The organism is Streptomyces sp. NBC_00250 (genome assembly GCF_036192275.1).
Taxonomy (GTDB): domain Bacteria; phylum Actinomycetota; class Actinomycetes; order Streptomycetales; family Streptomycetaceae; genus Streptomyces.
Genome location: NZ_CP108088.1, coordinates 8,861,325 through 8,885,553 on the forward strand (window position 1 = coordinate 8,861,325; position 24,229 = coordinate 8,885,553).

Annotated in this window: 21 protein-coding genes and 2 pseudogenes; 6 read left to right on the forward strand and 17 right to left on the reverse strand. The window is 69.7% G+C overall.

Going from position 1 to position 24,229, the window contains the following annotated elements; all coding sequences use genetic code 11:
• Nucleotides 1-87: 87 nt before the first annotated feature.
• Nucleotides 88-822, reverse strand: coding sequence for a GNAT family N-acetyltransferase (locus OG259_RS39860; RefSeq protein ID WP_328946720.1), 735 nt, complete (start codon nt 820-822; stop codon nt 88-90).
• Nucleotides 823-934: 112 nt separating this feature from the next.
• Nucleotides 935-2,320: a cation:dicarboxylate symporter family transporter gene (locus tag OG259_RS39865; RefSeq protein WP_328947319.1), complete on the reverse strand. Its 1,386-nt coding sequence runs from the start codon at nt 2,318-2,320 to the stop codon at nt 935-937.
• Between the two features lie 253 nt (nt 2,321-2,573).
• On the opposite strand from OG259_RS39865, the gene OG259_RS39870 reads away from it, so the two are divergent.
• Nucleotides 2,574-3,080, forward strand: coding sequence for a hypothetical protein (locus OG259_RS39870; protein WP_443052095.1), 507 nt, complete (start codon nt 2,574-2,576; stop codon nt 3,078-3,080).
• Between the two features lie 678 nt (nt 3,081-3,758).
• On the opposite strand, the gene OG259_RS39875 is transcribed toward OG259_RS39870, so the two are convergent.
• The 10 genes and pseudogenes from OG259_RS39875 to OG259_RS39915 all read right to left on the reverse strand — a co-directional run.
• Nucleotides 3,759-4,637, reverse strand: a complete 879-nt coding sequence (locus OG259_RS39875; RefSeq protein ID WP_328946721.1) for a maleylpyruvate isomerase family mycothiol-dependent enzyme — start codon at nt 4,635-4,637, stop codon at nt 3,759-3,761.
• Nucleotides 4,638-5,570: 933 nt separating this feature from the next.
• Nucleotides 5,571-6,734: an oxygenase MpaB family protein gene (locus OG259_RS39880; RefSeq protein ID WP_328946722.1), complete on the reverse strand. Its 1,164-nt coding sequence runs from the start codon at nt 6,732-6,734 to the stop codon at nt 5,571-5,573.
• 196 nt (nt 6,735-6,930) lie between these two features.
• The gene (locus OG259_RS39885) at nt 6,931-7,983 is read right to left on the reverse strand and encodes a polyprenyl synthetase family protein (protein WP_328946723.1); all 1,053 of its coding nucleotides are present in this window, start codon (nt 7,981-7,983) and stop codon (nt 6,931-6,933) included.
• Nucleotides 7,976-8,254 carry a polyprenyl synthetase gene (locus OG259_RS39890; RefSeq protein WP_328946724.1) on the reverse strand — a complete coding sequence of 93 codons (279 nt, stop codon included), beginning with the start codon at nt 8,252-8,254 and terminating at the stop codon, nt 7,976-7,978. The genes OG259_RS39885 and OG259_RS39890 overlap by 8 nt, the downstream gene beginning before the upstream one ends.
• 341 nt (nt 8,255-8,595) lie before the next feature.
• Complete coding sequence (locus OG259_RS39895) at nt 8,596-11,475, reverse strand: alpha/beta hydrolase family protein (RefSeq protein ID WP_443052096.1); 2,880 nt, start codon at nt 11,473-11,475, stop codon at nt 8,596-8,598.
• A 295-nt stretch (nt 11,476-11,770) separates the two neighbouring features.
• The gene (locus OG259_RS39900) at nt 11,771-12,319 is read right to left on the reverse strand and encodes a GNAT family N-acetyltransferase (protein WP_328946726.1); all 549 of its coding nucleotides are present in this window, start codon (nt 12,317-12,319) and stop codon (nt 11,771-11,773) included.
• Nucleotides 12,320-12,616: 297 nt separating this feature from the next.
• The gene (locus OG259_RS39905) at nt 12,617-13,684 is read right to left on the reverse strand and encodes a radical SAM protein (protein ID WP_328946727.1); all 1,068 of its coding nucleotides are present in this window, start codon (nt 13,682-13,684) and stop codon (nt 12,617-12,619) included.
• A 112-nt stretch (nt 13,685-13,796) separates the two neighbouring features.
• Nucleotides 13,797-13,997: a hypothetical protein gene (locus OG259_RS39910; protein WP_328946728.1), complete on the reverse strand. Its 201-nt coding sequence runs from the start codon at nt 13,995-13,997 to the stop codon at nt 13,797-13,799.
• A 492-nt stretch (nt 13,998-14,489) separates the two neighbouring features.
• Nucleotides 14,490-14,885: a DUF6924 domain-containing protein gene (locus OG259_RS41905; protein WP_443052162.1), complete on the reverse strand. Its 396-nt coding sequence runs from the start codon at nt 14,883-14,885 to the stop codon at nt 14,490-14,492.
• A gap of 272 nt (nt 14,886-15,157) precedes the next feature.
• A pseudogene (locus tag OG259_RS39915) lies at nt 15,158-15,556 on the reverse strand (transposase); the annotation flags it as partial.
• A gap of 141 nt (nt 15,557-15,697) precedes the next feature.
• Here OG259_RS39915 and OG259_RS39920 point away from each other — a divergent pair.
• Both OG259_RS39920 and OG259_RS39925 read left to right on the forward strand, forming a co-directional pair.
• Nucleotides 15,698-16,549 (forward strand): DUF4253 domain-containing protein, encoded by an 852-nt coding sequence (locus OG259_RS39920; RefSeq protein ID WP_328946729.1) that lies wholly within the window; start codon nt 15,698-15,700, stop codon nt 16,547-16,549.
• Nucleotides 16,550-16,641: 92 nt separating this feature from the next.
• A complete protein-coding gene (locus OG259_RS39925; RefSeq protein WP_328946730.1) occupies nt 16,642-17,073 on the forward strand; it encodes a hypothetical protein in 432 nt (143 codons plus the stop codon).
• A gap of 22 nt (nt 17,074-17,095) precedes the next feature.
• Here OG259_RS39925 and OG259_RS39930 read toward each other — a convergent pair.
• Nucleotides 17,096-17,284: pseudogene (locus tag OG259_RS39930) on the reverse strand (helix-turn-helix domain-containing protein); the annotation flags it as partial.
• Nucleotides 17,285-17,354: 70 nt separating this feature from the next.
• Nucleotides 17,355-18,194: an aldo/keto reductase gene (locus OG259_RS39935; RefSeq protein WP_328946731.1), complete on the reverse strand. Its 840-nt coding sequence runs from the start codon at nt 18,192-18,194 to the stop codon at nt 17,355-17,357.
• Nucleotides 18,195-18,336: 142 nt separating this feature from the next.
• Between OG259_RS39935 and OG259_RS39940 the strand changes: the two genes are divergently transcribed.
• Nucleotides 18,337-18,996: an MSMEG_1061 family FMN-dependent PPOX-type flavoprotein gene (locus OG259_RS39940; RefSeq protein WP_328946732.1), complete on the forward strand. Its 660-nt coding sequence runs from the start codon at nt 18,337-18,339 to the stop codon at nt 18,994-18,996.
• A gap of 561 nt (nt 18,997-19,557) precedes the next feature.
• Here OG259_RS39940 and OG259_RS39945 read toward each other — a convergent pair.
• The gene (locus OG259_RS39945; protein ID WP_328946733.1) at nt 19,558-20,124 is read right to left on the reverse strand and encodes a HutD/Ves family protein; all 567 of its coding nucleotides are present in this window, start codon (nt 20,122-20,124) and stop codon (nt 19,558-19,560) included.
• 653 nt (nt 20,125-20,777) lie between these two features.
• Between OG259_RS39945 and OG259_RS39950 the strand changes: the two genes are divergently transcribed.
• The gene (locus OG259_RS39950; protein ID WP_328946734.1) at nt 20,778-21,611 is read left to right on the forward strand and encodes an NAD(P)H-binding protein; all 834 of its coding nucleotides are present in this window, start codon (nt 20,778-20,780) and stop codon (nt 21,609-21,611) included.
• Between the two features lie 363 nt (nt 21,612-21,974).
• The gene (locus tag OG259_RS39955) at nt 21,975-22,841 is read left to right on the forward strand and encodes a GNAT family N-acetyltransferase (protein ID WP_328946735.1); all 867 of its coding nucleotides are present in this window, start codon (nt 21,975-21,977) and stop codon (nt 22,839-22,841) included.
• A 133-nt stretch (nt 22,842-22,974) separates the two neighbouring features.
• Here the strand turns inward: OG259_RS39955 and OG259_RS39960 are convergent, their stop codons facing one another.
• Together OG259_RS39960 and OG259_RS39965 are read right to left on the reverse strand one after the other, a co-directional pair.
• Nucleotides 22,975-23,313 carry a thioredoxin family protein gene (locus OG259_RS39960; RefSeq protein ID WP_328946736.1) on the reverse strand — a complete coding sequence of 113 codons (339 nt, stop codon included), beginning with the start codon at nt 23,311-23,313 and terminating at the stop codon, nt 22,975-22,977.
• Nucleotides 23,314-23,561: 248 nt separating this feature from the next.
• A complete protein-coding gene (locus tag OG259_RS39965; protein WP_328946064.1) occupies nt 23,562-24,050 on the reverse strand; it encodes a carboxymuconolactone decarboxylase family protein in 489 nt (162 codons plus the stop codon).
• Between the last annotated feature and the right edge of the window lie 179 nt (nt 24,051-24,229).

A 24,229-nucleotide genomic window follows, 5' to 3' on the forward strand; every position in this document is an offset into this window, starting at 1 on the left:
ACGTCACCCGTGCGCGCCGCCGACGGAATCTGCATCCGCCTTCAGATCCGCCAGATCCGCCAGATCCGCCAGATCCGCCAGATCCGCCTACAGATCCGCCTCCAGATCCAGGCGGAAACTCAACTGACTCCCGAGCTCCCGGAATCCGAGCGACCGCGCGACCCGGCGCGAGGCCGGCGGACGGGCCCGCCACTGGGGGAGGAGGCCCACGGTCAGGGCATGTGCCACGGCGGCGGAAGCAACCTGCCGGGCAAGGTGGCGGCCTCGCCACTGTGGATGGGTCAGCACACAGACGTGCGCGGTCTCGGCGGGCCAAGCGCGGTACCCCGCGGCTGCGACCACCTCCGTACCCTCGCGCACGACGAACACGGGAGAGGTGATCTCCTCGACGCCGCTCTCCGCCACGTCATCGGGACCCGCCGACCGCAACAAGCCCTGCAGGGAGGGATGGCCGGGGTCCAGGTGCTCGACAGTGCCGTCGGCAGGCGCGGGGCGGAAGTCGGCCCCGGAGAGGTACGCCAAGGTGGCCGGCCCGAGCACCTCGGAGACGGGCAGTACGGCCTGGACCTTCTCCGGCCGCGTGAGGGAGTCGGTCGGCACCGAGGCCAGCGCACGGCGCAGCACTCCGGCGGCGCTCACGGTGGGAGCGGTGACGATCGCCGCGCCGCCGAGGACCACAAGTCCGGCCCATGACGGCGGACACAGCGCCGAGGTCGGTGACACGACCACGGCGGGACCGTCAAGCGACGCGAAGGACACCGGCACATCGGCCAACGTCTCCCACAGCCCACGAGCACGCACCAGCAACGGATCATCAGTCATGCCCTGATCCTTCCACCAAGCCCTGACGCTTCCACCGAGCGGCCGATGCCCAGCATGCGGGGCCCGGCTCGCACCGGCCGGGCCCCGCATCTGTCTCGATCCGACAACCAGCCTATTCCTGAAGGGACTTGGCTTCCGGCGCAGGAGCGGCCTCGGGGGTCTCAACGTTCTTCCCGGCCTTCACGGCCATCGGGGTCTCCCCGGCCTCCGGGGCCTTCGCCGTCTCGCCGGTCGCCTCCGGTACGAACGCGATCTCGCCGTTCAGCACCTTCTTGGCCGTCACCCGGTCCAGCGCGCCCTCCCAGCGCGAGACCACGAAGACGGCCACGCAGTTGCCGAGCAGGTTCGTCGCGACGCGCATCGCGTCCATGATCCGGTCGACACCGAGCAGCAGGGCCACGGCACCGGCCGGGATGACCCCGAGCGCAGAAGCCGTCGCGGAGAGGGCGAGGAACGCCGAGCCGGGGACGCCGGCCATGCCCTTGCTGGTCAGCATCAGGACCAGGACGACGGTGATCTGCTGGCCGAGGGTCAGGTCGACGCCCACCGCCTGGGCGATGAAGAGCGTACCGACGGACAGGTAGATGGAGGCGCCGTCCAGGTTGAACGAGTAGCCCGTGGGCAGCACCAGCCCGACCGCGTCGTCACGGCAGCCGGCAGCTCGCAGTTTCTGCATCATGCGGGGCATGACGGTCTCGCTGGAGGCCGTACCGAGCGCGAGGAGCATCTCCTCGCGCGTGTAGCGGACGAACTTCCAGAGGCTGAGCCCGGTGAGCGCCTTGAGCGCGACCGCCAGGGCGAGGAGGAAGAGCAGGGCGACGCCGTAACAGACGGCGATCAGCTTCCCGTACGTGGAGAGCGCGCCGAGTCCGTATTCGCCGACCAGATGCGCCGTCGCACCGAAGACCGCGAGCGGGGCGAGCTTCATGATGAAACCGACGATGGCGAAGACGACTTCCTGCGCCTGTTCGATGGCGGGCAGGATGGCCGGCACCTTGGTGTGGCCGAGGTGGAGCAGGGCCGCGCCGACAAGGCAGGACAGGACGAGGACTTGGAGCAGCGAGTTCTCGGCGAAGGCGCCGACCGCACTGTCGGGCAGCGAGTGCAGGATGAACTCGGAGGTCGAGGGCAGCTCGCCACCGCCGGTCTTCTCGTCGACGGCGGAGGCGTCGAGCGTGGCCGGGTCGACGTTCATCCCGGTTCCGGGCCCGGCGAGGTTTCCGGCGAGGAGACCGAAGACGAGGGCGACGGTCGTCGCGACCTCGAACCAGATCAGGGCCTTGATCCCGATGCGGCCGAAGGCCTTGAGGTCACCAGCCTTCGTGATCCCGGCGACGACCACACAGAACACGAGCGGGGCGATCATCGCCTTGATGAGACGGACGAATCCGTCGCCGAGCGGCTGGGCGGCGGCTGCGGCCTCCGGCCACAGCCGACCGACGAGGACTCCGAGCAGGAGCGCGCAGGCGACCTGCGCGAACAGCGAGGTGCGCAGCAGACGGGCTGCGCGGCGCGCGAGGGACGGCGCGGGTGGAGCGGGTGGGGCGGCGTGCGGCACGGGCACTCCTCCATAGCGGACTTCTGTCATGCGGAAACCAACTTCCGCTGTGCGCGCCACTATTGCGGAGCTACGCATTCCACAGAAGACCCCATGCTCCCTCCATGTAAATCCTGGATCATGCTCCAAACCCGTCAGTCAGGGTTGGCGCGAGGGCGGGCGGTACCGGCACGCCCACGACGCCGCCCAGGACGTGCACGGCGGCCTCGGCGCGCTGGCGCAGCTGTCCGTGCCGGCGTGCAGCAACCGCATCCCGGAGCAGCGGGTGAAGGAAGTGCTGGAGGAGGTCGGTCTCGTCGACGTGGCGCGGCGCCGCATCGGCGAATCCTTGCTCCGCGTGAGACCGCGGCTAGGCGTCGAGTCGCCCCTGCTCGGCGACCCGCCAGTGCTGTTGTTCGACGAGCCGCTCAACGGACTCGACCCTGAGGGCGTGAAATGGGTGCGCGAACTGTTCCGGCACCTCGCCGCCGAGGGCCGCACCGCATTCGTCGCCAGCCACCTGATGCCGGAGATGGAGCACACTGCCGACCGGCTGATCGTCATCGGCCGGGGTGAGTTGATCGCGGCGGAGAGCCTCGCGAAGTTCCGCGCGAGGCATCCGTCCGGAGCGTGCAGGTCAACACGCGGGCGGCGGCGGTCACCCTGCGGGACCTCCTGGCGGCGGAGGGCGCGGCGGTGGACCCGCCCGGCGACGGTCTGACCGTGTCACCGGCCTGACAGCGGATGGATCGGCGAGAGCCCCCCAGTACCTCGCAGGGGAGTCCCGATGAAATCGACAACCGGCCCGGCAACCGGCCCGAGTTCATACGGGACGGCATCCCCCTGGAGATCGCCATCACCGGGAATGCGACCAGGTCATGGTCACGGCGCTCCGGCCCGTCGGCGCACTCGCGATGGTGGGGGAGCACAACACGGGAACGGTCCGTACGACGTTCGCCGTCGTCCCGGTCCGACGTTCGCTGATGGCGGCCAAGGCCGTCGCCTTCGCGGCCGTCGCGACTGCTCCTCGCCTCCACACTGCTCGCCCCGGAGTGCGCGCTCGCCGGGATGGCCCTCGGAACCGTCGTCCGCCATACAGCGGCGGCCACCGTGATCACGACGGTCGCGATCTTCCTCGTCCTGTCCAACGCCCCCACCGACGGCCGCTACTGGTCGGCGCTCGCGAGCCGCGCCATGCCCTTCCGTATACGGATCCGACCCCCGGATGTCGGTGCTCCGTCCCCGACCGACTTCCCTGGAGCACGGGCGGAGCCTGGACGGTCTACCTGGCGTGGACGTTGGGCGCGGCGGCGGCCAACGGGAACGGTTCGGGCAGGCCGGGCAGGCCAGGCAAGCGCGGCAGCCCGACAGGCCCGGCGGATCAGGGAGGCCCGGCAGGTCAGGGACTGGCGATGAGCTCGCCGAGCCGCATGGCGAGCCACGGCCTGCGACCACCCGCTCTCATCTGGCCGCGCGCGATCGCCTTCCAGATGGGCATGCGGTGGAAGGAGACCAGCAGGAATGCGACCGGAGCCGCCGTGATCCTGCAGTCGTACGCGCGCGGCGGGGCGTCCCGCGTCACCGTCGCCGTCCCGTCGTCGATGACGACCGCAAGCCGCGGACCGCCCTTGATTGCGAGGTCGAAGGCGATGTCGACGCCACGCGCCTTCGCCGTGTCCAGGGCCAGTGGCATCAGCGTCGGCATCGACTGCCCGAGCACCAGGCTCGCCTCCTCGGGGCCGATCGGCCAGGGGAGTCCGGCGCCGCGGGCGATGTCGAGGCCGTGTACGAGGGTCTCGCTGAGCATCAGACCGGTCGCCGCCGCCAGCGTGAGCGCAGACTCCTTCCCGAGCCAAGGGGCGGTGACGGGGGTGTCCGGTGAGAGTCCTTCGGTCACCCGCAGGAACATCTCGCTCCGCTCGGAGACGAAGTCGCCGAGACCGGCACGCTCCTCACCGCTGAAGAGGCCGATGGACGTGGCGTTCATGGCCGCGATCCGCTCGCCGAACGACCGGCCGTCGTCCGGTGGCAGGAGGCCGTCCCACTCCACGGACTCGTCGGTGAAGCCGACGGAGTAGGCGAAGTGCACGCCCGCGAGGTGGGCGCCGACATCACCCACTGTCCACACGGGGACACCGGAAGGCGCGTCCATGTCCCGGACCCCTTGCAGCAGTCGGACCAGCCGCGGAACCACGTCCCTCAATGCGGCACGGGTCCTCTCGTGCTCTGCGAAGGGATCGAACTCCGCGAAGGAATCGAACCGCGTGACAGTACCCATGACAACTCCCCCAAGCTGCGGACGGGCCCGAAGGTTACCGCCGGGTAGAGAGGTTGCGGTAGAGCTCCCGCGCGCCGCCCCCGACACCGCCTCGAACACGGCCCCCAACACCGCCTCCAACGCTGCCTCTATCCGGCCCGAAACATCGCCCCGCACACCCGCCCCCCCCCACGACAAGGGAGCACACCATGCATTCCGCCCGACTCCGCCGAGCGGCGGCCGTGACCGGGGCGCTGACAGCAGCTTTACTCGCCTGGCTGCCGCGCCTATCCGGCTCTGCGGCCGCGCAGAGCAGCAACGGGAACCTCGCCCCGGTCACCAGGACGAGCCCGCCCTTGGCCGCATCCTGATCAACCCGGCCACGGCAGACCTGGTGCTTTCGCGGCGGCCCACGGCTACGACAGGACCGCCGGCGAGGCCAGGCCGCCGCGCCCCGAGGAGACGCCTCTGGACGAGGACGGCCTCACCGCCCTGCACGGGTACCGACCGGGCGACGTGCCCCCGTGGCAGGACCCCCTTCTCTGAGGAGGAGGCCCAGGAGACTCAGACCGGGATCAAGGTCAACGGCCTGAGCGTGCCGGTCCACGGCTGCTTCGGAGAGCTATCGGACGCTCCACGAGCCCAAGCGGACGAGCATCGACCCGACGTTCCCCTTCCCACTGTCCGCGGAGGCGCACGCCCGAGCCAAGGCCGACTCACGGACGCAGTGGGTGAATGAAGCGGATCTCCACCGAGGTCGCCGACGCCCTCACCGCCTACCGCATCCAGCGCGCCACCCGACTGGCCCTGGCGACCGCCCTCCCCTGACACGCCACCACCGGTGCAGCCCGTCTCGTCCGCGGACCCGAGCGGTGCCGGACTCCGCCGAGCGATGCCGGTCGGTGCCGGACCCTGCCCATTGGTACCGGTCCCTGCCGGTCGGTGCCGCCCGGGTCACGGGGAGACGGTGGCGGCCGGCGGGGTCCAGCGACGGGTACGGGAGGGTGCGTCGGGGACGCCGTACTCCTTCCTGAGGTTTTCGGGAATGGCGTAGTGCATGACGCGCCCACGGGTGAGCGAGGACAGCTCGAAGACCGTGGTGAGGTGCCCGAGCCGGTCGAGGGCCCAGGCGCCGAGCGGGGAACGGTCCTCGATGCTCTCCAGCACGCCCAGGAGGTGGGGCACGGCCTTGACGACGGTGTCCCACGGGGTGCTCGGGACCTCAAGCCAGTCGGCGCAGGTGTCGCCGACGAGATACCGGACGAGAGCGGGCACGACCGGGTCGAACAGCGTCCCCGGCACGATGTCCTCGTAGAGACGGATGAGCTGCCGGGTCAGGTGGGCGCCCTCAGGGGACGGCCCCATGTGCCGGATCATGTACAGATCGAGGAACCGGCGTGCCTCGTCGAGGGACTTGGGGACGGCGTCCTGGTCGACCCCCAGCATCGAGCCGACCACACGCCAGGCGTAGTAGTACGCCTCCGCCCCCTCCTCCGACATGTGGATGCCGAGACGGTGCAGGCTGTCCAGCACGAGCAGCGAGAAGAACATCTGCCCGCCGATCATGTCCTCCTGACAGATCGGCACCCCCGACGCCCCGATGTCCCAGCGGTCCTCGCGCCTGAGGTGGTGACGGATGGAGGCGTGGAGCAGCCGGACCTTCTGCGCGGCGGGGATGAAGCGGCTGCCGGCCTCGAAGGCATCGGGCTGCATCAGGTAGACGGTGAACTGGCCGGTCGCCGCCATGCGCGTGGAGGGGTAGTTCAGCCCGTGGGTCGTCGACAGCAGCTTCGCGACGTGGGGGACGAGATAGCAGGCCGGCATGGAGGCGAAGGACAGGGCGGTGGCGATGTGCACGTTGTTGTCGATGAAGAACAGCCGGGCCCGCTCCATCTCGTCCCAGTCCACCCAGGCCGGTGGGGCGCTCGTGGCCTCCAGATACTCCCTGGCGACATCGGGCAACCCGTCCGGCACGGGAGCGCCTGCGGTGGAGAAGAAGCGCATGAGCGTGTTGAAGGTACCCATCTCGCCGCGTTCGAAGAGAGCGGCGACGGTGGCATCGGCGAGCTCGTCGCCGCTCTGTCGAAGGGCGTTCATCGATGCCTCGGTGTCGGACACGGCAGGACTCCTTGAAAGTGACGGCCACGGGCGGAAGGGACAGCTGGACGGAAGGGACAGCTGGACGGGAGGGACAGCTGGACGGGAGGGTGCGGGGCGAGGCGAGCGGACGTCGGATCAGGCTGGATCGACTCAGGCCGGATCGACTCAGGCCGGATCGACTCAGACCGGATCGGATCACGCCGGAAGGGCCGGGTCAGGACAGACGGACCGCGGCCGAGTGGGCGAGACCGGTCAAGGCATGGACCGCAGGCGAAGGCAGGTCCAGCTCGTGGAGCGCACCGAGCGCCTCCTCGACCCGGGCGGCGATCATGCTCTCGACCCGGTCGGGTGTCCTGAGCCGCCGCATCACCTCGCGTACGGCCTCCAGACCGTCTTCGTCCAGGTCGTGCCGCCCGAGCAGGGTGCGCAGCTGCTCGCGGTCGCCGGAGCCGGCGATGCGCCAGGTCTCCGCGAGGAGCGCGGTCGGCCGATGGCCGCGTACGTCGTCGGCGTTGGCCTTGCCCGTGCTTCGTGTGTCCCCGAACAGGCCGAGTAGATCGTCCCGCAGCTGGAAGGCCTCGCCCAGCGGCAGCCCGTAGGCGCTGTACCCCTCGCGCAGCCGCTCGCCGGCCCCGGCCAGGGCGCCACCGATCAACAGGGGCTGCTCGACGGTGTACTTGGCGGTCTTGTAGCGGATGACCTTGAGCGACGCCGCCGTGTCCGGGGCGGCACCGGTGTGCAGGATCTCCAGACACTCGCCGGCGATCAGGTCACGGGCCAGCGCCGCCCACAGCGGGCGGGCCCGGCCGAGATAGGCGGCGGGCAGACCACTGGTGGCGAAGAGCTGCCCGGCGAGGGACATGAGCAGATCGCCGACGAGCATGGCCAACGACCGTGCGGCGTCCGCAGCCCGGGGATGGTGCCGTACGACACCGCCGAGGGCCACGTGAGCGGTGGGCCGCCCGTGGCGCAGCGGACTGTCGTCGATGAGGTCGTCGTGGACGACGGCGGCCGCGTGCACCAGCTCCATGGAGGCCGCCGCCCGCACCAAGGCGTCGCTGTCGGGCTGCCGCGCCGCGCGCCAGCCCCAGTAGCAGAAAGCCGCCCGTAACCGTTTGCCGACGGCGACGGCGGCCTCCAGCTGCTCGGCCACCGACCCAAGGGCCGGATCGACCGTCGCAAGCAGATCGGCCTCATCGGCGACGAAGCGATGCAGCACCTGGTCGACACGGGCCTTGAACGCGGCCGACTCCCAGCGCTCAGTCACCGTCGCCCACCCGCCCGGCCAGCACGTGCCGGGCGAGCACCTCCAGATGCGCCGGGGGCACGGAGGCGTAGCGATCCAGCACAAGACGCCCACGCGCCGTCAGATCCCGCTCGGCCTCGACGACCAACTCCGCCGCGTCCGAGCGCCGCGCCAGCCCCCGTACGACCCCGAGCGCGGACCCCAACGTGCCCGCGGCCACATCGGCCAGCCCAGCCACCAGCAGCACAGCCTGCTCGCCGGGCCCTCCACGGCGCCCCGCTTCCCGACTCATGACATCTCCCCCTTCACAGCACGTCGACACGGCGCAGGTCACGCGCCACGGGCCAGCCTCGCGGCCCGTCGGTCACGACCAGGGGGAAAGTCACGAACGAGTGATCACACCGATTGAGCGTACGGATCAAGGGAGGATGCAGGGCTGAGGGCGCAGGGCTGAGGTGCGCGGTGCTGAGGGGCGCAGGGCGAGTCCCTGTGGGGCGCCGCGGATTCCGGCAGTCGGGGACCCCATGGGATCGGGGCCCCGACACCGTCATGTCATGTCATGTCACGGCAAGGGACGTCACGTCACGCCACTCATCACGTCACGCCACCCATCACGTCACAACGCGCGTCACGCTACGACGCGTCCCGCACTGTTCCGATGAACTCCGGCCCAGGGATGGGCTCCCACGAGCCGTCGTACGTAGTCAGCTGAGCGTGTACGGACTCCACCGTCTCACTGACACCGTCCTTGACGGTGGGCACGCGCACTTCCGCGCTCGTCTCGCCGGCCGGTACGGAGAAGCCCAGGTACAGGCCCCCGTGATCGAGCTGGGAGAGCGGCGTAGCCGTGGCGGGCACCTCGCCGAGGTGCTCCTCCAGCCACGCCCGGTCGACGTCCTCGGTGGACAGCTCCGTACCGCCGGCCGGTGGCAGGAAGCCGACGCCGCCCATGATCTCGGCGTCGGCGGCCGCGGACAGCGTCACCCGCCAGGTCAGGGCGGAACCTTCGGTCACATCGGCCGCGACCGGCGTCACGCTCACCGTGGGCATGGCGTCGTCGTTCAGCACGGTCACACCACCCCGGTGCGAGCCGACCGCCGTGCCACGCACGGCCTTGACGAACGCGTCGTGCGGGACGTCGTAGCCGAAGCGGGTGTTGCCCCGTACCGCGACCGGTACGTCGATGTCGTGCCGACCCGGTCGTACCGTCACCGTGCGGGACGTGAACTCGCCCGTGTCCGGAGCGGGAACGAACAGTCGGACCTGTCCGCTGCGCTGCCCGGACACCCGCACCGGTACACGATAGGTGCGGACCCCGGAGTCGCCCTCAGCGACGGTCAGACGCCCGATGTCGACGCGTGCCAGATCGGCCGCTCGTACGGCCGGAGTGCCGGGGCGCCAGCCCCACGCGTCCATCAGCCACGCGCGGCCCGAACCGCTGCGCGGGGTCAGTTCCAGCGCGGTGATCGCCTTCAGGTCCACGCCGGACCGGGCACTGGCCGACAGCGGCACACGGACCTCGCGTGCCCAATACGAGGCGGTCCGCTCACTGCCCGGCAGCCCGTCGACACGGGTACGGCCCAGGTGTACGCGGCGCCCGGAGGAATCCCTCATGGCGACGTCCAGCTCGGTGCCCGTGCTGTTGGGCGGGACGATCAACCGCAGCGCCAGCGCGTCGGAACCCGCGAGGGAGACCGGCTGGGCCGAGCGCAGAGCGACCGGGGATCCGGGGGTCGCCCACTCCAGTGCGACGGCGTCACGGCCCGGTTCGGGAGAGGCCTCCCAGGAAGCGAAGTGCGGTGACATGCCGCCCGCCTCGGGGGACAGGCACGCGCGGGCGGGATCCGGGTCGACTTGGGCGCAGAGCCTGCCGCCGCTGCCGGACACGGTGACCGAGGAGCCCGGCACGAAGGCAGGCGTGCGGTGCGCACCGACGGCGTGGGCGAGGGCCCGGGCGGGGTCGGCCGACGGGGCGCGGCGGCCGGTGCCGTCGAGGAGCGGACGGACCCGGTCGTCACCGGCGACGAACAGCCGGGCGGCCGCCGCGATGTAGGTGGCGCCCGCGGCCTGCTGTTGCGTGGCGGTGAGGCGGGTCTTCGTGCCGGCGGAGCAGACCGGGTCGACCCCGTCGTCGGACGAGAAGTCGTCCATGGCCGGCGCCTGCGCCTGCCCGGGGGTCCACTCGCTGTTGAAGAAGTTGTGGTTGGCGCCGACCATGTAGACCGCGCTGTGCAGGGCGGCGCCTCGGCTGACACCGCGTGTGCCGTCGACGAAGTTCTGGCCCTGGAGGTCGTACACGTCGCCGTCACAGCCGGGCAGAATGGTCATGGAGGGCACGTCAGGGGCCGGGTTGTTGCCGAAGATCGTGGGCCCTATCGGGACGGTGCCACGGATCTTCCACCGTACGGGTCCCCGGTAGCCGTCCTGGTCGGCGGGCGGCGGCGAGAGGCTGTCGACCGCGGCCCGGTTGACTCCCTCACCACCACGGGAGTGGCCGACGAGCAGCACGCGCGACAGGTCCGCGGCCGAGGCGCGGCGTACGGCGGCCGGAGCGGAGGCCCGGTTCGAGGACCAGTCGGCCCAGCGGGCGAGGTGCAGCCGTATCAGGGAGGAACGGGCCTGGGCGCCGCCGTCCTCGGCACGGTAGTCCTGGCCGTTGATGCCGTTGGCAGCTATCGACAGCGTCACGTACCCCTGGGAGGCCAGGAGGCGCTGCGCCCGCAGGTATCCCTCGTGGCTCGGTATCGGCCGAGAGCCCGCCGGGCAGGGCCACGCGCCCGTCGCCTCGTCGGACCCAGGGGTGTAACAGGTCTCGTGGCGGCCGTGCAGGAAAAGGGCTACGGGCCGCTTCCCCGGCGCATCGGCCGGTCCCACGACCGTGGCACGCATCTCGACAGGCTCGGGGAACCCGGGAAGCCGCACGGACTTCAGACCGTACTCGCCGCTGACGGTCCGGTAGCGACCCGGCACTCCGGGATCCACCCGGTTCGGGGGAAGCGGGGCCTCCGGAAGAGCGGCCGGGGCGGCGGGATCGATGCGCGCGGAGCGGGCGGGCCCGGGCGCGTCGAGTCGACGCCCGGCAGCCGTCACCCGCAGCTGCGCCCCCTCGACAAGCCGGACGTCACGAAGGGGCAACCGGAAGGAACGGCCGTCCTGTTGAGCCATCGGTCGGCCGAGCAGCCGGTCGCCGGCGTGGAACTCGACCCGGGCATCGCCCATGGGCACGGCTTCGGGCGACGTCCAGACCAGCTGGCGCCCGGCCCCACCTCCGGTGATCTTCCATCCCGGGGGGAGCTGGAGGGTGCCGACCCGGCTCCCGGAAGACGCGGCCGGCGCGGTTCCGGGAGCCGGTGACGGGGACGTGGAAGACGGCGCTGAAGGCGACGCTGGGGATGGCGGTGAAGACGGGGGTGAAGACGGCGGTGACTGCTGCGCGTACGCCGGCCCGGGTGACACCGCCGCCAGCGCGAGTAACGCCGCGGCGGTGGCCACGCCGCGTGTAGCACGTATCAAAACGGTCATCCTCACGATCGATCTCGTCGGACACCGAGGAGCGCAGGTGGACCGCGCCGACGGGGCTTCCGGGCTTCCGGTCTCTCGGGCGCCCGGCTTCCCTGGTGCCTCTCTTGCTTCCGGAGGACGGCGACCAAGGGGTGTGGGTTGCCTGCCGACAGGTGAACGATGCGTCAGGAGAGAGATCTCGACCATGTGCCGAAACAGTCGGGCGCGCGCCGACGGGTTCAAGGGGGCTATGTGCAGGGCGACTTGACCACCGCCCTGTGGCCGCACGCGGCGAGATCGGCGGGACTCAGACCCGGGGAAGGGAAGGGTCGGGAGTCCAGGGCTGTGGTGCGGTGATGGACCAGCGTTCGTGGTCCCGCCAAGCCCCGTCGATGTAGAGGTAGGCGGGCGAGACCCCTTCGTAGCGGAAGCCCAGCCGCTGGACCAACGCCAGGGATGCCTTGTTCGCCGGCTGAATGCTGGCCTCCAGCCGGTGGAGCCGCAGATCGGTGAAGGCGTACTGCAGGGTGGCGACGAGCCCTTCGGTCATGTACCCGGACCCTGCGGACGGGGCGAAGGCCGCATAGCCGAGGGACGCGCCCTGGTAGCGGCCCCGGATGATCGAGTTGATGTTGACCATCCCGGCGGCCACGCCGGTCTCCCGGACGCGGACCAGAAAGCCCTGGTTTGCGCCGTCGTCAAAGCGACGCATCCAGACCTGGAACTCCTCGGCGGTCGCGGGCAGTTGCATCCACGGCATGTGCAGCTCGGAGCTGGCTCGCGCGAGGGCGCAGAACTCGTCCTGGTCGGCGAGGGTGAGCGGGCTCAGTTCGATCCGCGAGGGCTTGTTGGGCATGGGCCAACGTTAGCCCCGGTGATTCAGCTGTGGTTGGTGAGGTGTAGCCCGCAGTTGGCTCGGTGGCGGCGGGCAGGTCGGTTCCAGCTGCCGGCACGCCGAGATCCCGACGCTGCGGCCGGGCGCTCCGAGCCGTCCGGGTCGTGGGTGGACAGGGGGCCCACAGGTCAGCCGGCCAGGTCAGCCGGCCAGGCCGGCCGGCCGGGCAGCCAGGCGTGGCATCACCAGCCGGACGGGCCCCATCCGAAGCGCCGAAGCGCCGAAGCGCCGAAGCGCCGAAGCGCCGAGGCGCCGAGGTCAACTCCGCGCGTCGGCACGTGATCGAGGGCCCGAGCTGATCTGTAGCAGGGGCGGCGCCGAACGCGGCATACCGACATAGGGGCAGCGCACGGAGTCCTCATCTCGACGTGCCCATCCCCGCACCCAAGGCGTCAGCTGCTCGTTGTCGATCTGGAGTGTGCCGTCCGGCAGTAGGTGTCCGATGCTGTTCGCCGGATCGTTGAGGGCCACAGTGCACTTCGCGATGTTGCCGTTGGCCCGAATGACGAACGAGTTCGGGCGTGCGGCGTAGCAGACATCCATGGTTCCGGTTTCGCGCGAGGTGGACGGCCCGTTACTCAGTACTGCCTTGAGGTCCTCGATGATTCTGACTCGCTCGCTCGCTGAGAGGACGTCGATGGACTCGTCGTTGGGTCCACCCATCCGCTCGATCGGCCTGAGACTCACGGAGAAGCGTTCATCGTCAAGGAATGTGTCACGCACCTGAGCGAGGAAGTCCGGCATGTACGGCAAGGTGTCGGGTGCGAGATGAACGCGGAGGATGACGCGCACCGTGAGCTTGCTGGCCCGGATCGACAGCAGATTGTTCCAGATGCGCTGAAACGAGCCGCCGCCGTTGGCTCTGACGCGGGAGGCGTTGTGTACGGTTTCCGGCCCGTCCAGGGAAATCTGGTAGGTGCGGACGCCCAGGGGCATCAGCTTCTCCGCCATCGCAAGGTCGAGGAGGTACCCGTTGGTGGTCATGTCGGCCTCGTACCCCAGCCCTGGCCTCCGAGCCGCCGCTTCGGCGATATGGGCCGACACGTCTTCCACCACCCCTCGGCCCAAGAGGGGCTCGCCACCGAACCACGAGACGCTCACGCGCTGCAGCCCGTCCATCCTCCGGTCAAGCAGCCGCTTGATGCCCTGCACGGTAGACGGATCCATCTGGCCGATCGCGAAGTCCTCGTAGCAGTATGTGCAACGGAAATTGCATTGCTCCGTAGGGAGAATGATCAAGTGGAGAAAATCATCTGAAAAGGACGCCAAAAGTTCTTCCTGGAAAGCTTCTTTCGTGTGACCGGACGAGTCGGCGGAAATGCTCATCAGTCATGCTCCGATGCTTTAACGAATGGGATCGGCGAAGCTCGATAGCAGAGCAGCCGGAAGCGCCTGCGGCCGATCACGGCCGCAGGCGAGCGTCTTGGCCTGTCGCTGTCTACTTCTTCGGGCCGCCGCCCGATCCGCACCCGACGACGAGATTGCAACCATTGTTGACAACGGTTCGCGCCCGGGCGGGCAAGGCTGAGCGCGCATCTCTGAGCTGTGCTGAAAGCTCCGGCGCACTGACGACAATGCGGCCTGCATCGTCCACCTGGACGTCGACTGAGGTCTTTTTCGTGTCCTTCTTGGAACCCATAACGGCCTCCTCTGATGGTGACCACTTCCTGTCCCACCCACTGTCGAGTGGAGCCTCTCTCTCCGCCACTCACGACAGCCAGACGGGGGAGGGGCGACTGATTGCCGTGCGTGCCGTGCGTGCCGTGCGTGCCGTGCGTGCCTTGGGCGCCGTGCGTGCCCTGCGGGCCGTCGAGGCTCTGTCGGTCTCGGCGCCGTCTACAGACCCGTTCGCGGTCACGCGGACAGGAAAGTCACAACCGCAGTCGCGGTTTGCGTCGGGTGGACCGCATGGCGGCCAGGCCGCTGCTTCCGGATCACCGGGCGGACCAAATGGGGCTCTGGTCGGTGGGCTGGGGGGGATCACCGCCCGGATCCCATCCCGCCACAGTCCACCCCGCCCGGGCACGCGGTCCGGCAGCAGCGGCTCGATCCGCGCCCACTGCGCATCACTCAACGACATGCCCCGACGAACGACCCGCATCTGCCGGGGCATGGCCGCCCGCTGTGCCGGTCAAACAGGCCGGAGCGCCTGATCAGACGCTGCAGAGGCAGCCGCAGCGACCTCTGCGAAGTCCATGTTGCCGAGCGTCAGGTTCGCGTGGACGTCGTGCACTGCGGCAGGCGCGGCACGGAACTCCCGCGGCTCCGGCGACTCGATGAGTTCCTGGTAGTAGAGGGGATCGAGGTCGCCCTCGTCCTCCCAGATGTTCGTCAGAGCTACTGAAGTTGAATGCGTGATGTCGGTGACGTCCGCCCGACGGAACCCGCGGCTGATGGGGTGAGGGTGCAGACGGGGTTGGTGGGGGTGAAGGATGGCGTCGTACCCATTCAGCCGGGCGAACAGGATGTTCCGTATGCGGCACCACCGGGAGCGAACGTGACTACTGACCCCGCTATCGGCCCACATGTTGTGCGTGCCAGAGTGACCTTCCTTCCGGCCTCGGCCGGGGGGCGGGTCACGCCTGCAATGAGCGGGATTCGGCCGATTCTTCGGCTCGGCGAAGTCCTGACCTCGTGTGTCGTCCGGTCGGCCGAGGGCATCGAGTCGTTCCAGCCGGAACGCGCCTACGAGGTCGACATCGAGATCGTCTTCTGGCACGAGTACGGGAACATGTTCAGTGCCGAGGCTCCCGTGAGGTTGTACGACGGCTCACGACTGATCGCGACCGGCGAGTACCTTCTCCCTACCGGTGACCAGATGCCCTCGGTCGGGTTCAGGTCGGGGGCGTAGGTCGGCAACTGGAAGACGGTGAGCCAGTCGGCGTTCGCAGCGATGAAGTCCTTCATGCCGGCGGGCAGGTGGAGGCGACGTTGTCCCACACAGGCACAATCGGGGTTCCGAGCTGGATGTGAGCGAGTTTCGACCGGCCCGGTGAACCCTTCGAGCGCACCCCTGCCGCGCCGCTCTTGCGCCAGGATCGGCGCCACCGCTCCGCCGACCGGACGCTCACCCGTAGCCCGGCGGCGACCTCCGCGTTCTTCTGCCCGCCCTCGAAACGCTCCACGGTCTGCAACCGCAGCCGTTCCCGCACAGCCCTCCCGACATCGGTCAACCCCGCCGCCCTGCGCGTATCTCACCTACACAGGACTACCGGCCCCACAGGCCCACCGTCCTGCGAAACACCGGCCGTCCGGTCGGTCAGGGGAAGCGGTCAGGGAAGGCGGTCAGGGGAAAATGGTGGCGCGGTTCTTGCCGACCGCCTCTAGGGTCCTGGGTTCATGACGCCGTTCCTTCGCCCGCCCGCCCTTCCTGCCGATGATCTTCTGCGTCTCCTGCGGGAGTGGTGCCCCGAGGCCGAGATCGCGCGGGCCGTGACGGGCACGGGCGTCGACATCGTCGGAGCGCGCGTGCCCATGGAGCGGGTTCGGGACGTGTGGGAGATCGGGCGGCGCAGGCACGGAGAGACCGGCTGGTGGCCCTATGTCACGTCCGCCTCGCCCGGAGGAGAGGCCGCCTACCAGGACGAGTGGGGTTGCGACACGGCCGAGTGGGAGCGTTCGGTCGCCGAGGTCGTCCTTCAGGATCACGACGCCCGGGCCGCGTCGGTCGTGGTCTCCAGCTTCCGGTGGTCGACCAAGAGCCTCCCTTTCGACGACGAGGACTTCCTGGGCTGGCGGGACGATCACGATCCCGACCGTCTGGCACCACTGCTGGGTCCGGCGGTGGTGGGGCCGATGCTGGGGGTGCCGCGGTGGGCCACCGACCACGGCGAAAGCCGCGCCGGCATGCGCTGGGTCAACTTCGTGGCTGCTAGGGGTGGTTACGAACTGCCCGTACTCCTTCCCGGTCTGTACGCCAATCCGAACTGGTTCGGGCACGGCAGCCGGTGCCTGACTCCCCTTGACGACGCGGCTCTTCTGCGCCGCTGGCAGGAACAGTGGGGCGCACAGCTGTTCTTCGCTGCAGGTCCCTACCTGGAGCTGGTGGTCGACCGGCCGCCCCTGGATCCCCGGGGCGCCGCGCAGGCCGCCACCGAGCTGTTCGCCTACTGCGGCGACACTGTGCAGGACGCGGTCAGAGCCGGGAACGGCATGGCCCGCTCGACGATGTGGTCCCTCTGGTGGGACTGAGCCGGACGGTTCGGGATCCCCGGCATCTCCAACCCGGCCCAGCTCGGCCCAACCCCTTGCCTTCGGCGTCCGGCACGGTGTGGCATGGGGGCATGAGCAGAATGGCGCAGGTCATCGTGTTGGCGCGGTACGAGGACGAGGTGATGGAGCCGCTGACGCGGCCGGACGAGTCCCGTACCTGGCACGGCTGTTTCGTGCAGATCCCCTGGTTCGTCGGGGGCTGGCACATCGAGTTCGTGCGGCGGCACCGGCGGCGCGGCGTGCTGAAGGACCTGGAGTCTCTGCCGTGGAACGAGCCCGCCTGCGTGCAGGTCATGCTGCATGACGAGGACGACGACGTGTTCAGCCTGTGGATGTTCCGCGACGGAGCCCTCGTCGAGGTGGGCATCCCGGGGACCCAGCGGGTGCACATCGCCCGCCCGCCGGAGGACGCGGACCCCGGCTTCCTGGTCCGGACCGGCCTGGGCCGGGGAGAGGACCGGCACTCGCCGGAGCACGTACAGGACCCGCGGTCGTGCTGGTGACCCGGCTCCGTGCATGATCGGCGAGAGGTTCAGTGCCGTGCCGGAGAAGGATGCGGTGCACGGTCGAGGCGGGAAGGCCCAGGAGCCGGCCGATCCGTGCCGGGCCGAGTTCGCGGCCGGTCCGCAGCCGGCAGACCCGGTTCTCGACCGCGGCGGGAGTCCGGTGCGGGATGGTGCGGGGCCTGCTGGAACGGTCGTGAAGGCCCGCGTCGCGTCTACCAAAGCAGCGTCACTGCCGCCGCCCTCCTCATCTGGCTCCGCTCGTGAGGAAGAGGAAGAACCTACGCCTGTGCGGGCAGCCGGTCGAGGCGCTCGCGCTGGGCCGGAGTGAGATGGAGGTCTGCCGCGGCGAGGTTCTCCTCCAGATGGTCGATCCGGGTGGTGCCCGGGATCGGGAGGATGACCGGCGAGTGGCCGAGGAGCCAGGCGAGCGCGACCTGCGTGGGCGTGGCGCCGCTCTCGGCCGCCACGGAGGCGATCTCGGCCCGCGCGCCCGACGTCCCTGCCGCGACGGGCCGCCACGGCAAGAACGCGATGCCCGCCGCCTCGCAGGCCGTGAGCACGGGCTCGTGCTCGCGGTCGAGCAGGTTGTAGCGGTTCTGCACGCTCGCGACGTTGATGATCTCTCGTGCCTGGTCCAGCTCGGTGACGGTGACCTCAGACAGTCCGATCCGGCCGATCTTGCCTTCGGTCTGAAGGTCCCGCAGCGTGCCGAGCTGATCGGCGAGAGCTGTCTCCGGATCGATGCGGTGCAGCTGGAGCAGCTCGATGCGCTCAACGCGAAGCCGACGGAGGGCCTGTTCGACCTGAGCGCGCAGGACGGCCGGCCGTCCGTCCAGTCCCCACTCACCTGAGGAGGCCGACCGTGCAACGCCGACCTTGGTGGTGATGAGAAGCTCGTCCGGGTAGGGGTGCAGGGCCTCGGCGAGGAGTTCCTCGTTTGCGCCCCCGCCGTACAGGTGGGCGGTGTCGATCAACGTGACGCCCAGCTCGACAGCCCGCCGGGCAACCGCAAGGGACGCCTGGCGATCGGAGGCGGGCTCGGTCGGCAGGTGCATGGCTCCGAATCCGAGCCGCAGTACACCCAGGTCCCCGCCGATACGAAAAGTTGTCGGTACCATCTGCTGTCTGCATTCCCCTCGCTCAAGGGGTCACGCTAACAGTGCAGTTGGCCATGGACATCGGTCGACCAGCGAGGTCGATCGTTCGCCGTGATCAGAGCAAAGACCGCTGATCGAAGAGACACGGCCTAAAGTCGGATGCATGACGACACCCCTTGTCAGCAGTGCCTTCGACTCGCTCCGCCGCGACGCCGTGCCCGACCAGGAGGCGTTGCGCCGTGTCTACGAACTCCCCAAAGACACGGCGTTGCGCAAGCAGATGACCGAACTCACCGATCAGACCCAACGGTTGATCGGCTGCTCATCGCTGGTCCTGATCGCCAGCGCGGACGCCGAGGGCAACTGTGACGTCTCCCCGCGCGGCGGCCCCGCCGGGTTCGTCGCCGTCCTCGACAAAAGGACGGTGGCGATACCGGACGCGACCGGCAACAAACGTCTGGACACCTTGCAGAACGTCATCGCCACCGGACGGGCTGGGCTGCTGTTCCTCATCCCGGGGCGCACCACCACGCTCAGGGTGAACGGCCGGGCCTGCGTCTCCACCCGCCCGGACCTGCTGTCGCAGCTGACCGCCGTGGGCAAGCCGCCGGCCAGTGCGCTGGTGGTGGGGATCGAGGAGGTCTATCCGCACTGCCCCAAGTCGCTCCTGCGCAGCGGGGCCTGGAAGCCGGAGCAGTGGCTGCCGGCGGACGCCCAGCCGACTTCGGCCGAGGTGACGCTGGCGCAGCTGCGGATGCCGGAGCTGACGATCGCTGACATCGAGCAGGCGGAGGCGGATTCGCTGAAGTACCGGTACGAGTAGCGGCCCGCCCCGCGCTTGCTGCACCACCAGCCCGCCGAACCCCCAGACCAGTACGCCCCAAGAAAGCTATGGCGGGGCAGCCCGTGAGGTGATGGTTGCTTCTCGCCGTGCGGGCATGGCTGGAGCCCCAAGGCCAGGTGGCGGAGATTCACAGGGGGAGGCGGCGTCCACTGTGGGTGAGTCGAGCAGCTGTGTGCAGCAGCCGCCAATAGCGGACCTTCATCGGCTCGGCGATGGCCGACTCTCCTGCCAGCGCGCGCGAGTGGTGCCGGACTTCACGTTGCTGCTGCCTTCGTCCACGTCGGACTGGGGCAGTTGGGTGGCGGGGCCTGGGCGTGCGCGCCGGACGACGATTCGGGTGCCGCTCGGGTATCCGCTGGGTCGACCATGTGGGTCAGTCCGGCGCCTTGCGCGCCTTCACACAGGGAAACGTCCTGTTCCAGTCGCGCGTGTCCATCGGGCCGCGGTCCCACGGGAGTCATCCGACGACGGCCATCCGATGAAGGCCATCCGATGAAGGCGATGGTAATCCGATGACGGCCCCGACCGCTTGACCAGACGTCACTCCGCCCGAGCGATATCTGCCCACAGTGCCGATGCGTCGGGTGAGAGCGGTGTGACCCCTTCGCCCGACGGGTTGTCGTCGTCCCACCACACGCCCTGGCCTGACGCCAGGACCCGCCCGTTCTCACCTGTCTGCCAACGGCCGCGCAGGACGTAGAACACCCCGGCGTGCCCGACCGGCGGTACAACCCGAGCGGCGACCCGCTCCACCCGAGCCGTCCAGCGACCGCGCCGCACCATGATGTTGAGCACCCGGCAGGGGCCACTGGGGAGTTCGGCGGCGAGCGCGAGGTCGCCCGAGAACGCGAACGGCTCGCCCGCGCGTGACAGCAGCCGCTCGAACACCTCGGGGCAGGTCAGCCGAACACCGTTGCCCGCCAGCAGGGTGAGTGTCCGGTCGACTCCCGGAAACGCCGAGAACGGCCCGTCCCGATCGATATCGGCGACGCTCGCGCGCCACCCGAACTCCTCGGTGCCCGTCGACCAGGAGGCGATCTCCCTGGTAGCACCGCCGCCATTGCGCCACCGACCCGGCGTCAGCGTCTCGACATCGAAGTGGCGCATGGGCGGGCTCCTGAGCTGCGTGCGGTACGGGTACGGATCACCCCTGAGCGGCGCCCGCGGGTGGCAAGCGTGCGCCGGAGGGCGACGGCAGTGTCCAGGAGGGCCGAGCCGTCGACATCGGCGTGCCCGCCAACGCACTATATGCGTCCTCCTCGACCCTCCCCGTACTCCCGTCCCCGTCCCCCGACCTCCTCGTCCGACTACCTGGGGACGCTCGGGCATCGCGCCGAGGCGGACGTCGCAGCCTTGAACAGTGGAGAGGCCTGCGAGGTCTTCGCGTCGGTCCGTGACGGCCACCGGTTCCGGCAGGGGTCGCTGATTCTGGATCCTGCCGCAGTGTCCCCAGTGGTGTGGCGGCCGTTTCGAGTGCTCGGCAGATCCGGTGGAGACGTTGCCTGTTGAGTCGACTGACACCAGCCAGTCGAGGCCGCCCGCCGCGTCCGCCTTCGTCTGGGCCGCCCGCAGCATCCGGTCCCCCTCACTTGCGGGCCGCGACCTGTGCCGAGGAGCGAAGGCCATTTGACGACAAGACCTCGTCGCGTACGGATGCACGTGCCCAGCCGTGGGAGCGGTCGGGCGCTCCTTGACCTGAATCTTGGTTGAGGTTCTAGTGTGTTGCCTACTTGATCATCTGATGACGGGAAGACGCACCCATGATCCTCGTGACCGGAGCTACCGGAAACATAGGAAGTGCCCTGCTGAAGGAGCTGCACGCACGTGGTGTCGGGTCGCTGAGGGGGCTCACGCGTGATGCCGCGCGGGCCGTCCTCCCCGACGGGGTTGAGGCCGTGGAGGGCGACTTCATGGAGCCGGCTTCGTTGAAGCCCGCGCTTCAAGGGGTGCGTTCGCTGTTTCTCGTGTCGCGCCTGGGCCCGGACGCCGACGTACTCGAAGCCGCCCGACAGGCGGGTGTGGAGCACGTCGTGCTGGTGTCGTCCATCACCGTTCAGACCCACCCGCACCTCGACCCCGCCGGCGAGAACCTGACGGTGGAGCAACTGCTCAAGGCGAGCGGCATGGCCTGGACGATCCTGCGACCGACGCAGTTCGCCTCGAACACGCTGATGTGGGCGGATTCCATCCGTGGCCACGAGACCGTCCGCGCACCGTACGCCGAGACCGCGCTGCCGACCATCCACCCTGCGGACATCGCGGCGGTGGCACGGGTGGCACTGACCGAGCCCGGCCACCACGGGCGCACGTATGCGTTGACCGGCCCCGAGCCGGTGACCGCCCGGCAACAGGTCGAGGCCATCGCGGAAGCACTGGACCGGGAGATTCCCTTCGCCGAGATCAGCCGTCAGCAAGCCCACGCACAGATGGCCGCGGTCTTCGGCGCGGACGCGGCGGAAGCGGTGCTCGACGTCACGGGCGGAGACGTGAACGACGAGCTGCTGATGGTGCGCGACACGGTTGCACGGATCACCGGAACTCCCGCCCGTCCGTTCCGGCAATGGGCTTCGGAAAACGCCGACGCCTTCCGCTGAAGCGCCTGGGCTTGAGCACGTTCATCTGAACCTGGCCGTGTCATCGACGAGGGTGCCGGGGTGGAGGGGCCGATGAGGAACGCGCGCCCTGGTTGCGGATCTTCCGGATCCACCCCGCTCGTCCGGGGGAGTGGGGGCCTTACACGACGTCGGGCTGCTGGGAGGCAACGCAGCACGATGGTCATCGTACGGAGAACCCCGAGGTGCACGAGCGGATCACCGCGCCGTCGCGGAACGGGGGCACCGAAGCTGCTGGGCAGTTACGGGAGAAGAAGCTCTTGGTCGGGCCGCTGCGGGAGCGAGCAGCGGCCGGCCCGGTTAATCCGGTTGCGGACCTTCGGGGTGGAGTGTCTGATCCCAGCTATGACGATTGTGCTGGGTACGACGACTGTCGACGGGGTACGCGAGGCCATGGCCGCGCTGCGGGAGTGGCAGTACGACGTGGCGCCGATGCAGTTGCATTCCGGGGACATCGGCTGGAACTGCCGGTTCGGAACGGCCGAGACGGCCGCGGTGGTCCGGACCTGGAGTCGGGACGGGCGGATTCTCGCGGTCGGGATGCTCGACTCGCCGACGCTGGTGCGGATGACGGTCGCTCCGGACGCTTTCCAGGATGAGGACTTGGCGCGGCGGCTCGTCGAGGACTTCTCGCTGCCCGAGCGCGGCGTGCTGCCGGAAGGAACGGTGTCCATCGAGGCGCCGCAGGGCCTGCTGCTCCACGAGCTGCTGAGCAAGGAGGGCTGGGGCGTCGACGAGCCGTGGACGCCGCTCTTCCGCGACCTCACCGAGCCGGTGGAGGACCCCGGCGTGCGGATCAAGTCGATCGGCCCGGAGCAGGCGCAGGACTTCGCCGACGTCCTACGGTCGGCGTTCAACACCTCGCGGCCTACACGCGAGTACTGGCACGCGATGTCGGCGGGACCGTTCTACGCCGATGCCCGCTGCCTGGGCGCCTATGACGACCAGGGCAGCGTGGCGGCGGTGGTGACGGTGTGGTCGGCCGGCCCGGGGAAGCCGGGGCTGGTCGAGCCGATGGGCGTACACGAGAACCACCGTGGTCGCGGCTACGGCCGGGCGATCACCGTGGCCGGGGCGGCCGCGCTGCGGGAGATGGGCTCGTCGAGCGTACGTGTGTGCACGCCGAGTTCCAACGTCGGAGGCGTCGCCACGTACAAGGCGGCCGGGTTCGAGGTGCGGCCGGAGGTGCGGGACCGGATCCGGACGGCCTGACGCCGGGGCTGCTTGGTAAGGCGGCAGTCTGATTCCAGGGTGCCCTGCCGGGATCCCGGCCCTGCTTCGCGGTCGGCCCGTGGGCCCGCCTTGGGTGCGGAACGTGTTGCTTGCCACGGTCGCGGCGTCGGTCTCAGACGTGGCCCTCCAAGAACTCCCGGAGCTCGGCCGTGCTCAAAGGCCCCGCACGGTGGGCCACCGCCTCCCCCTCCTTCAGCAGGACGCAGGACGGGGCTCCGGTGATCCCGAACCGTTCGGTTGTCACCGGGCAGCGCGTGATGTCGGTTCGGACGGCGGTCAGGCGGCCCGCGTACTCGTCGGCGATGCCACCCACGACGAGGTCCATCGCCCGGCAGGGCTCGATGGCCTTGGGCCATGTCCCGGTGAAGTACGCGAGGACCGGGGTTCCGCTCATCCTGAGGATGAAATCGAACTCCGCATCCTCACGTGGCTGGTGAACCCGCTTCGCCATGGAAGCTCCTGACCTCGTGTTCCGTCTTTCCGGCCCCCATCATCCCCTGCGCGATGCGGCGGGCCGGCCAGGACACCAGGCCCCCCACCTGCGCCGGACCGCCAGGACCTGAGCACCGGCAGGCTGTGACGCACCGGCAGGCTGTGACGTACCGGCAGGCTGTGACGTACCAGCGACGGGCAGGGCGGGTGGGCCGCTGTCGACCCCGCCGGCATCCGCGTGCATCGAGGGGACGGGACGGGCGGGGGTCAGTCCCACTGCTGGTCGGCGAGGGAGTCGACGGGCTGGGGCTTGCCGATGACGGCCAGGGCGATGAAGAAGTTGATCTGGCCGATCGCGATGGTGAGGGTGGCCAGTGCCTTCTCGTCGTAGTGCCTGGCCACTTCGGCGTACAGCTCGTCGGAGACGCGCTCCCTGCCGTGCGGGGCGGGCTGGAGGGTGGCCTCCACGAGAGCGAGGGCGGCGCGCTCGGCGTCGGTGAAGTACGGGGCGTCCTGCCAGGAGGAGACGGCCGTGATGCGCGCCTCGGACTCCCCGGCCTTGCGCAGGAAACCGGTGTTCAGGATCGTCAGGTAGGTGTTGCCGACGATCTGCCCGGCGCGCAGGTGGACGAGACTCATCGTGGTGCGCGGCACCGAGCGGTTCCCCGTCGCCCGGAACAGGGCGGCACTGACGTCCTTCAGCTCGGGCACGAACTCGGAAGGGTCGGGCATCCGGGAGATAGAGGTGTTCGTCATGGCTGCTCTCCTTGTATCGCGACGTGCATGCGGCTTGTGTGTCGGCCTGGTTGGCGTCTTCACAGCACTGACGGAGCGGCACACGAAGATGTGACCGGAGCTGGATCGTTCCGTCTGATCTTTTCTCCACGCGCAACGTCCACGTGCAGCCCATCGCAACGGGGGAGTGGGCGGCGTGG

What these genes read in the sequence shown, in the direction of transcription:
- OG259_RS39955 (WP_328946735.1), top strand. Translation starts at nt 21,975, where the DNA reads ATGACGATTGTGCTGGGTACGACGACTGTCGACGGGGTACGCGAGGCC.
- OG259_RS39860 (WP_328946720.1), bottom strand. Translation starts at nt 822, where the DNA reads ATGACTGATGATCCGTTGCTGGTGCGTGCTCGTGGGCTGTGGGAGACG.
- OG259_RS39945 (WP_328946733.1), bottom strand. Translation starts at nt 20,124, where the DNA reads ATGCGCCACTTCGATGTCGAGACGCTGACGCCGGGTCGGTGGCGCAAT.
- OG259_RS41905 (WP_443052162.1), bottom strand. Translation starts at nt 14,885, where the DNA reads ATGTGGGCCGATAGCGGGGTCAGTAGTCACGTTCGCTCCCGGTGGTGC.
- OG259_RS39875 (WP_328946721.1), bottom strand. Translation starts at nt 4,637, where the DNA reads ATGGGTACTGTCACGCGGTTCGATTCCTTCGCGGAGTTCGATCCCTTC.
- OG259_RS39935 (WP_328946731.1), bottom strand. Translation starts at nt 18,194, where the DNA reads ATGGTACCGACAACTTTTCGTATCGGCGGGGACCTGGGTGTACTGCGG.
- OG259_RS39890 (WP_328946724.1), bottom strand. Translation starts at nt 8,254, where the DNA reads ATGAGTCGGGAAGCGGGGCGCCGTGGAGGGCCCGGCGAGCAGGCTGTG.
- OG259_RS39910 (WP_328946728.1), bottom strand. Translation starts at nt 13,997, where the DNA reads ATGGGTTCCAAGAAGGACACGAAAAAGACCTCAGTCGACGTCCAGGTG.
- OG259_RS39925 (WP_328946730.1), top strand. Translation starts at nt 16,642, where the DNA reads ATGAGCAGAATGGCGCAGGTCATCGTGTTGGCGCGGTACGAGGACGAG.
- OG259_RS39950 (WP_328946734.1), top strand. Translation starts at nt 20,778, where the DNA reads ATGATCCTCGTGACCGGAGCTACCGGAAACATAGGAAGTGCCCTGCTG.
- OG259_RS39900 (WP_328946726.1), bottom strand. Translation starts at nt 12,319, where the DNA reads ATGCCCAACAAGCCCTCGCGGATCGAACTGAGCCCGCTCACCCTCGCC.
- OG259_RS39940 (WP_328946732.1), top strand. Translation starts at nt 18,337, where the DNA reads ATGACGACACCCCTTGTCAGCAGTGCCTTCGACTCGCTCCGCCGCGAC.
- OG259_RS39905 (WP_328946727.1), bottom strand. Translation starts at nt 13,684, where the DNA reads ATGAGCATTTCCGCCGACTCGTCCGGTCACACGAAAGAAGCTTTCCAG.
- OG259_RS39920 (WP_328946729.1), top strand. Translation starts at nt 15,698, where the DNA reads ATGACGCCGTTCCTTCGCCCGCCCGCCCTTCCTGCCGATGATCTTCTG.
- OG259_RS39960 (WP_328946736.1), bottom strand. Translation starts at nt 23,313, where the DNA reads ATGGCGAAGCGGGTTCACCAGCCACGTGAGGATGCGGAGTTCGATTTC.
- OG259_RS39965 (WP_328946064.1), bottom strand. Translation starts at nt 24,050, where the DNA reads ATGACGAACACCTCTATCTCCCGGATGCCCGACCCTTCCGAGTTCGTG.